Here is a 6,179-nt window from a genome sequence, read left to right as displayed (position 1 = left end):
TAAGTACCTAGGCAAAATTAATTACATACTCGCCTCCAAAATTGTCCAGCACTTTTTTAACGTAAGCGAGGAGGCTCTTTCGGTCTTTATAGGCGCTAAATTCAATCCATTCATATTTTAAAAATCTCCATAATATTTCAATTAAATTTAAATGAGGTGAATAAGTGGGCAACCAAAATATTTTCAAGTTTTTCTTTTCCCATTCCTCAAGTTTCTCCATAAATGCATCGCTGGTATGAATGGAAGCTTGGTCAATTATTATGACGGTTTTTTTCTGTATATTTTGGCAATATTTATCCAGAAAATTAATAACTATCTCGCTAGTAACCGTTCCGACCTGTGTCTCATAAAATAATTGATTATCTCGTTTCATTATTCCTAAAATATTTAGTCTTTTACCTTCAATTGGTGGTAACTTTATCGTGGTTTTTTCTTCTTGCCAAGCGTAAGGAATACAAGGCTTTGAATCCCATCCCATTTCATCCAAATATCCTATCTCAATCTCTCCTCTTTTTTCCTGTTTTTTTAGTTCTTCTAAAATAGGTAGTTTGACCTCAAGCTCCCACTCATCAGGGGTTTTGGCGACCCCTCTTCTCACCCTTTTCCACCTCATGTTGATTTTTTTTATGAGTCTTTTTATCGTGTCTTTGCTTACGGTTAATTTCCATTCTTCTACAATTTTTATCTGGATTTTTTTTAAGCTTTTCGGTTCTTCTTTTACCCAGTCAATAACTTGTTGACCTTGTGCTTCTGTCAATTTAGGTTTTCTCCCTCTTCCTCGACGATTATAAAAACCAATTAGTTTTCTATCTTCCCAGGCCGTCAACCAATTATAGATGGTCTTTCTCGTAACTCCAAATATTCCGCTCAATTCTTCTATCGTGGTTCCCTGAAAACTTAAGAGTATACATTTCGCTCGCTCTCTTACTTGATGATGTTTACTAGCTCGATAAATTCTCTCTAGCATTTTCTGGCTCTCGGGGTTTAGGTCTCTAATCAATCTCATTGTATTTTCCTGCTGCTTCGTTTTTTTATGTATTATACTTCTTAATTTTTTATTTGGGTAATTAATTTTGCATGACTACTTAACAATCCTTAACAAAATGAACTTGATTTATGTGAGTTGCTTACCCAGAGGGTGATTCAGGCATATTTGAGGAGAATTTGCCATCTCAATTGTTAAGCAAAAATCGACCAAATGTTAAGATTTCCTAACTGTTTTAATTGACTGGTATCGCTTGAAATGCCCACACAGCAAGGGGATGACCAAATTGGTCAATGGTCAATAGCGTTTGAGATGGGCTCACCCTATTCTAAAACACTTGTTTTTTTTGAAAAGTTTTGCTATAATTCTGTCAAGTCGCAAAAAAAGTTATCAGCGAGCTTAACGCTTGCTTAACTTCTTTTGATGGCTATAGTACACACAATTAACGATGCATAATTCAGTTATGATGACAACCAACAAATTAACCAAAATCCTTTCTGGTGTAGCCACCCTCGGTATCGCCACCGCTATCGCCGCTCCTGCTCAAGCTGCCACTTTTACCGTTCCACTCGATGCATTGGGCCGGGGTATGGTCGATACTGTGCTTGTCGCTACTGGGTCAGGGTATGGTCTTTCTATTGGCGGTATGGTCTATGATTCCGTTACGCTAGGCGACAAAGTGTTCTCCGATTTCAGCGTTGTTGCCGATGTTGCTGCCGGCGATAACCTATCATTCATCCTCACTAGCGGTGTTTGGACTGTACAATACGATCCAGCGGACATGGGTCGTGATAAAGGTGAATTGCACTACCAAGTCGATATCGACACAACCATGATGCCGATGATGTATTTCGACGCTGTTTCATTCGATACAGATGTATCTGGAATGGGGGGGACGTATACGGCTACCAAGGAGATTAAAACCCTGGCAGGTGCTTCGCTTGTAACCCTAGAATCCGTAAACGGCGGTGTGGACATGGCGGATCTTAAGCCTTTCATGGTTCAAAGCATCAAAGTGATCGATACATATGGGGTCGTCAGCGACGGTGGCATGTCTCTGCTGCAATCTTCCACTAACGACTTCACTCAAGTTCCATTTGGTACCAAAGTCCCCGAACCGGGTACTATCCTCGGACTTCTGGCAGTGGGTGGTTTAGGAATGGTTTCCCGCTTCAAGAAACAAAAATAACAGTTACCAATGTCTTGCACACATTGATAACTGTGACGTTGAACAAGAATAGCTAAAGGTTAGATGCCCTGTTTGGTTTTCTAGCTTTTAGCTTTCCCTGTAAGTATTGATTCTAACGCGAATAGGGGATAGGGGATAGGGAAATAGGGAGATGGGGAAATAGGGAGATGGGGAAATTTCACCTAAATTCCCCACTACCCCAACACCCCAACCCCCAACCCCCAACCTCCATCACCCTATAAAAATCGCCCATGTTCTCTATCTACATCCTTACCCATAACGAAGAAATCGATATCGCCGCCTGCATTGAATCGGCACAACTGTCTAATGATATTATTGTGGTGGATTCCTTTAGTAACGATCGCACTGTAGAAATTGCCCAACGTTATCCCGTCCGTGTCATCCAACACGCTTTTGAAAGTCACGGAGAACAACGCAGCTGGATGTTACGTTCCATTCCCACTAAACACGAATGGGTGTATATTTTAGAGGCTGATGAACGGATGACCCCGGAGTTATTCCGAGAATGTTTACAGGTAATAAAATCCCCAGATAATGTGGGTTATTATGCGGCCGAAAGAGTGATGTTTATGGGAACATGGATTCGTCACAGTACCCAGTATCCCCGCTATCAATTGCGTTTATTGAAAAAAGGACAGGTCTGGTTTTCCGATTATGGTCACACGGAAAGAGAAGTTTGTCTGGGAGCAACCGGTTTTCTCCAAGAAACCTATCCCCATTACACCTGTAGTAAAGGTTTAAGTCGCTGGATAGAAAAACACAATCGTTATTCTAGCGATGAAGCAAGAGAAACTCTCTCTCAATTGGAAAATGGTGCGGTGAAATGGTGGGATTTATTCTTTGGTGATAACGAAGTGGCCAGAAGACGCGCTTTAAAAGATTTATCCCTGCGTTTACCCTGTCGTCCCCTCTTGCGTTGGTTGTATATGTACTTTATTTTAGGGGGAATCCGGGACGGAAAAGCCGGTTTTGCTTGGTGTACATTACAGGCTTTTTATGAGTATTTAATTCTTTTGAAAGCTGAAGAAATCAAAACTGGGAATTTTACCGTTAATGATCAGATTATCATTGAATCGGAACAAGCGATCGAGGTGACATCCGATTGTTGTTAAGCTAAGACGCATTTAAACCGCTTATTCTTAGATTAGCCAAACCTCTCTCCCCCCCCCCGATGTCGGGGGGGCAAGGGGGGGTGGGGGGTTGGGGTAGGGTCGTTTCATTCTCTCAAATGTCATTCTCTCAAATCCTTATCTGGCAACGTTTTTAGTCGATTTCTTGGAATAAATATCTGAAAATTTTTAAAAACGTCGTGCTTTGCTTGCCTCATAAGCGATTAAAGGTAGCAAAAAAAAGAATTAGATTCGGAGAATGAATCAGCCCTAGGGGGCAGGGGGGATCCCCCCGCCTATCGGCACCCCCCTTATCAAGGGGGGCAGGGGGGATCGAACCTAAAATCCATTTTTAATTTAATTATAACCAGCTACTTAACTGATGTCTCGATCTGTGATAAGATACGCAGCAATTCTTGTCCAGAAAAAGTTATGAATAAGAAATCTAATCGTTTTGATTTAATGGCATTAATTGCCATTGCTGTTTTTTTTCTGGGGATTGTTTTCTGGAAAGTCCCGCTTCATTATCCCTATATCCTTAATTTTGATGAAGCGGTGGCCCTGGTACTTGCCTACGTCACTAAACAAGGTTATCGTCTCTACGAACAAGTTTGGCACGATCATTTATCGGGTTTATCTCTTTTACTAAATAGTTGGTTAAGCGTGACAGGATTTACTATCCATGCCGCGCGCCTTATGGTGCTTTCTTTGTCCACAATTATGTTAGGAATTTTTTATCTAATTCTGAGAGTTAATTGCGGAATATTAGCTTCTTGTTTATCGGTATTTATTCTCTCAACCTGTCTAGTGTATATTACCCTATCAACGACAATGTTGCGGGAGTTACCCTCACTTTTTTTTACAATCTTAAGTATTTTTATCATCTTTAAAGCCGTTCAATTCACGGGTAAGCTTAAGTATGGACTGTATTTACTCAGTGCCATTGCTTTCGTTTTTTCCCTGCAAATTAAACTTTCAGGCATTACTATTATCCCAACTGTAGCTTTAATTATTTTTCTCAATCAACAAAGTAGCTTTATTAAAAGAATCATTGATATTGTTATTTGGTCAGTCGCTGTCGTTTTAGTCTTTGTCTTGGGTTCCCTGACTATTTTTCCTTTTTCCTACGAAAATATTATTAAATCTCATGTCAGCGTTGCCTCTAGTTTTACTCAAGAAAATCTCACCTTATGGACTCTCTTACAAAGCGCCCTACAGCACGAACCAATTTATCTAATCGTGACAGCGATCGCTATTATAGCGATGGTTTTTACTCGCAATATAATACCACTTTTACCGCCCTTGATCTGGTTGGGTTCTAATCTATTTAGATTCGCCACAGTCGCCCCAATTTGGCCTTATTATTATATCCATTTAATTATTCCTGCCGTTTGGATAATTGCCTTATTTGTCGAACAGTTTAAAATTAATGATAGTCTCGCAGAATTTAGGCAAAATCGAAAAATAACCCAGGAATTAGTTCTCAAAATGCTGATTTTTATCCCCCTGTCTGGTCAATTTCTCTTTAATACCTTGAGAATAATCACCAATCGTGATCCTGCAATTAATGCCTACGTTCAATTTAATAAAAGGTATAAACCTCTTTTAGCAGAAGCTGTGTTTGAAAAATTTAAAAACTCCGATAAACTTCTGTTAACCGACAATCCTCACTATATGTATCAATATTTCTTGAAAACACCCCCAGAAACTGCTGTCATCACCAGAAAGAGATTTATGAATCAGAATCTTGATGGGGATTTTATCCTAGAAGTTATTGAAAAAAGACAGCCCGATTTGGTTTTTCTCTATCGATTTGAAAAGGAATTTCTGCAATCACCAAAACTCAAGGATTATTTAGAGAAAAATTATATCCAGTTTCCCGATCAGCAAGAAAAAGGAACTCTCTTTATCAGTCCGAAAACTTGGCAAGAATATCAAAGTAAGGTTAATTAGGGCTTGCTGAATAAATCTAAAAACCTTGTTGGATAATATCTTTAGGCTTTTTTGAAATCAAAAAGTTCCGGGCCTGGGAGTGATCGGGGGGAAAATTTAGGCACTTTTTCCCTGAAAATTAGCTAATTGACCACCTCAAAATCGCTAAAACCCTACACCCCACACCCTGCCCCCACGAACAACTTTTTGCCGCAAACCCTAATGAGAAATTGTGGACGGGGACTATTAACGTTTTTTCTTTTTTACCGGTTTTTGAGCCACTTTTCGAGAACGTTTATAGGCCGATCCGATCCAATCACTACAACTATGACTCATCGCCCCTAATTCTAAACCCAGGAAAATAGCGATCGCTACCCGGGGATACTGTTGCCATAATGCGATCGCTTGCTGCGGCCACAGTCGCCAATCCCAGTCTATACCCCAGAAACTTTGCAGGATGGGAATGATGATGATCGCCGCTAGTAAAAGAAAACTACCGAAGTAAAATAACCGAAAAATTGTGCCGATCAATAAACCGTGGGATAACCAACCGCGATGACGGATCATAGAACGATAGGGTAGCCACAACCAGCGCAGATAACCCCAACGTTTGTATTGTACCGAGTGGATGTCCAGATCTGGTCCAAACAGGAATCCGCTAAACAAATAACTGGCCAAGAGTAACAGGGTTAATTTACCACTGCCACTGACCAAAAAACTCGCCCCCGCAATCGGTGGCAACAGAATTAGGGTAATGCGATCGTGAGTTCGACCAGAGGGCATCGGAAAAAAATTAACTCGCTCAAAAAAATAATATACTTTTTTGAAAATATATGTTATACTGAGAAAGTACGAAATTGATTCGGGCGTTTAGCTCAGTGGTAGAGCGCCTGCCTTACAAGCAGGATGCCGTAAGTTCGACCCTTACAACGCCCATTTTATT

The 6,179-nt window shown here is 40.4% G+C and carries 5 protein-coding genes and 1 tRNA gene; 4 read left to right on the top strand and 2 right to left on the bottom strand.

The features are described from left to right. Nucleotides 1-7: 7 nt before the first annotated feature. Complete coding sequence (locus tag PX481_RS24995) at nucleotides 8-1,006, bottom strand: IS630-like element ISMae24 family transposase (protein ID WP_288025072.1); 999 nt, start codon at nucleotides 1,004-1,006, stop codon at nucleotides 8-10. A 442-nt stretch (nucleotides 1,007-1,448) separates the two neighbouring features. On the opposite strand from PX481_RS24995, the gene PX481_RS24990 reads away from it, so the two are divergent. From PX481_RS24990 to PX481_RS24980, 3 genes are all read left to right on the top strand, one after another. Then, nucleotides 1,449-2,174 carry a PEP-CTERM sorting domain-containing protein gene (locus PX481_RS24990; protein ID WP_288096637.1) on the top strand — a complete coding sequence of 242 codons (726 nt, stop codon included), beginning with the start codon at nucleotides 1,449-1,451 and terminating at the stop codon, nucleotides 2,172-2,174. 251 nt (nucleotides 2,175-2,425) lie between these two features. Further along, nucleotides 2,426-3,307 carry a glycosyltransferase family 2 protein gene (locus PX481_RS24985; RefSeq protein WP_288096634.1) on the top strand — a complete coding sequence of 294 codons (882 nt, stop codon included), beginning with the start codon at nucleotides 2,426-2,428 and terminating at the stop codon, nucleotides 3,305-3,307. A gap of 429 nt (nucleotides 3,308-3,736) precedes the next feature. Beyond that, nucleotides 3,737-5,257: an ArnT family glycosyltransferase gene (locus PX481_RS24980; RefSeq protein ID WP_288026094.1), complete on the top strand. Its 1,521-nt coding sequence runs from the start codon at nucleotides 3,737-3,739 to the stop codon at nucleotides 5,255-5,257. Between the two features lie 225 nt (nucleotides 5,258-5,482). Here the strand turns inward: PX481_RS24980 and PX481_RS24975 are convergent, their stop codons facing one another. Continuing rightward, nucleotides 5,483-6,019 carry a metal-binding protein gene (locus PX481_RS24975; protein WP_002762946.1) on the bottom strand — a complete coding sequence of 179 codons (537 nt, stop codon included), beginning with the start codon at nucleotides 6,017-6,019 and terminating at the stop codon, nucleotides 5,483-5,485. An 81-nt stretch (nucleotides 6,020-6,100) separates the two neighbouring features. Between PX481_RS24975 and PX481_RS24970 the strand changes: the two genes are divergently transcribed. Beyond that, nucleotides 6,101-6,172, top strand: a tRNA-Val gene (locus PX481_RS24970). The last annotated feature ends 7 nt before the right edge of the window (nucleotides 6,173-6,179 follow it).

It is taken from the genome of Microcystis sp. M53603_WE2, assembly GCF_030065435.1.
This window is presented reverse-complemented; position numbering and strand designations above follow the sequence as displayed.

What these genes read in the sequence shown, in the direction of transcription:
- PX481_RS24980 (WP_288026094.1), top strand. Translation starts at nt 3,737, where the DNA reads ATGAATAAGAAATCTAATCGTTTTGATTTAATGGCATTAATTGCCATT.
- PX481_RS24995 (WP_288025072.1), bottom strand. Translation starts at nt 1,006, where the DNA reads ATGAGATTGATTAGAGACCTAAACCCCGAGAGCCAGAAAATGCTAGAG.
- PX481_RS24990 (WP_288096637.1), top strand. Translation starts at nt 1,449, where the DNA reads ATGATGACAACCAACAAATTAACCAAAATCCTTTCTGGTGTAGCCACC.
- PX481_RS24985 (WP_288096634.1), top strand. Translation starts at nt 2,426, where the DNA reads ATGTTCTCTATCTACATCCTTACCCATAACGAAGAAATCGATATCGCC.
- PX481_RS24975 (WP_002762946.1), bottom strand. Translation starts at nt 6,019, where the DNA reads ATGCCCTCTGGTCGAACTCACGATCGCATTACCCTAATTCTGTTGCCA.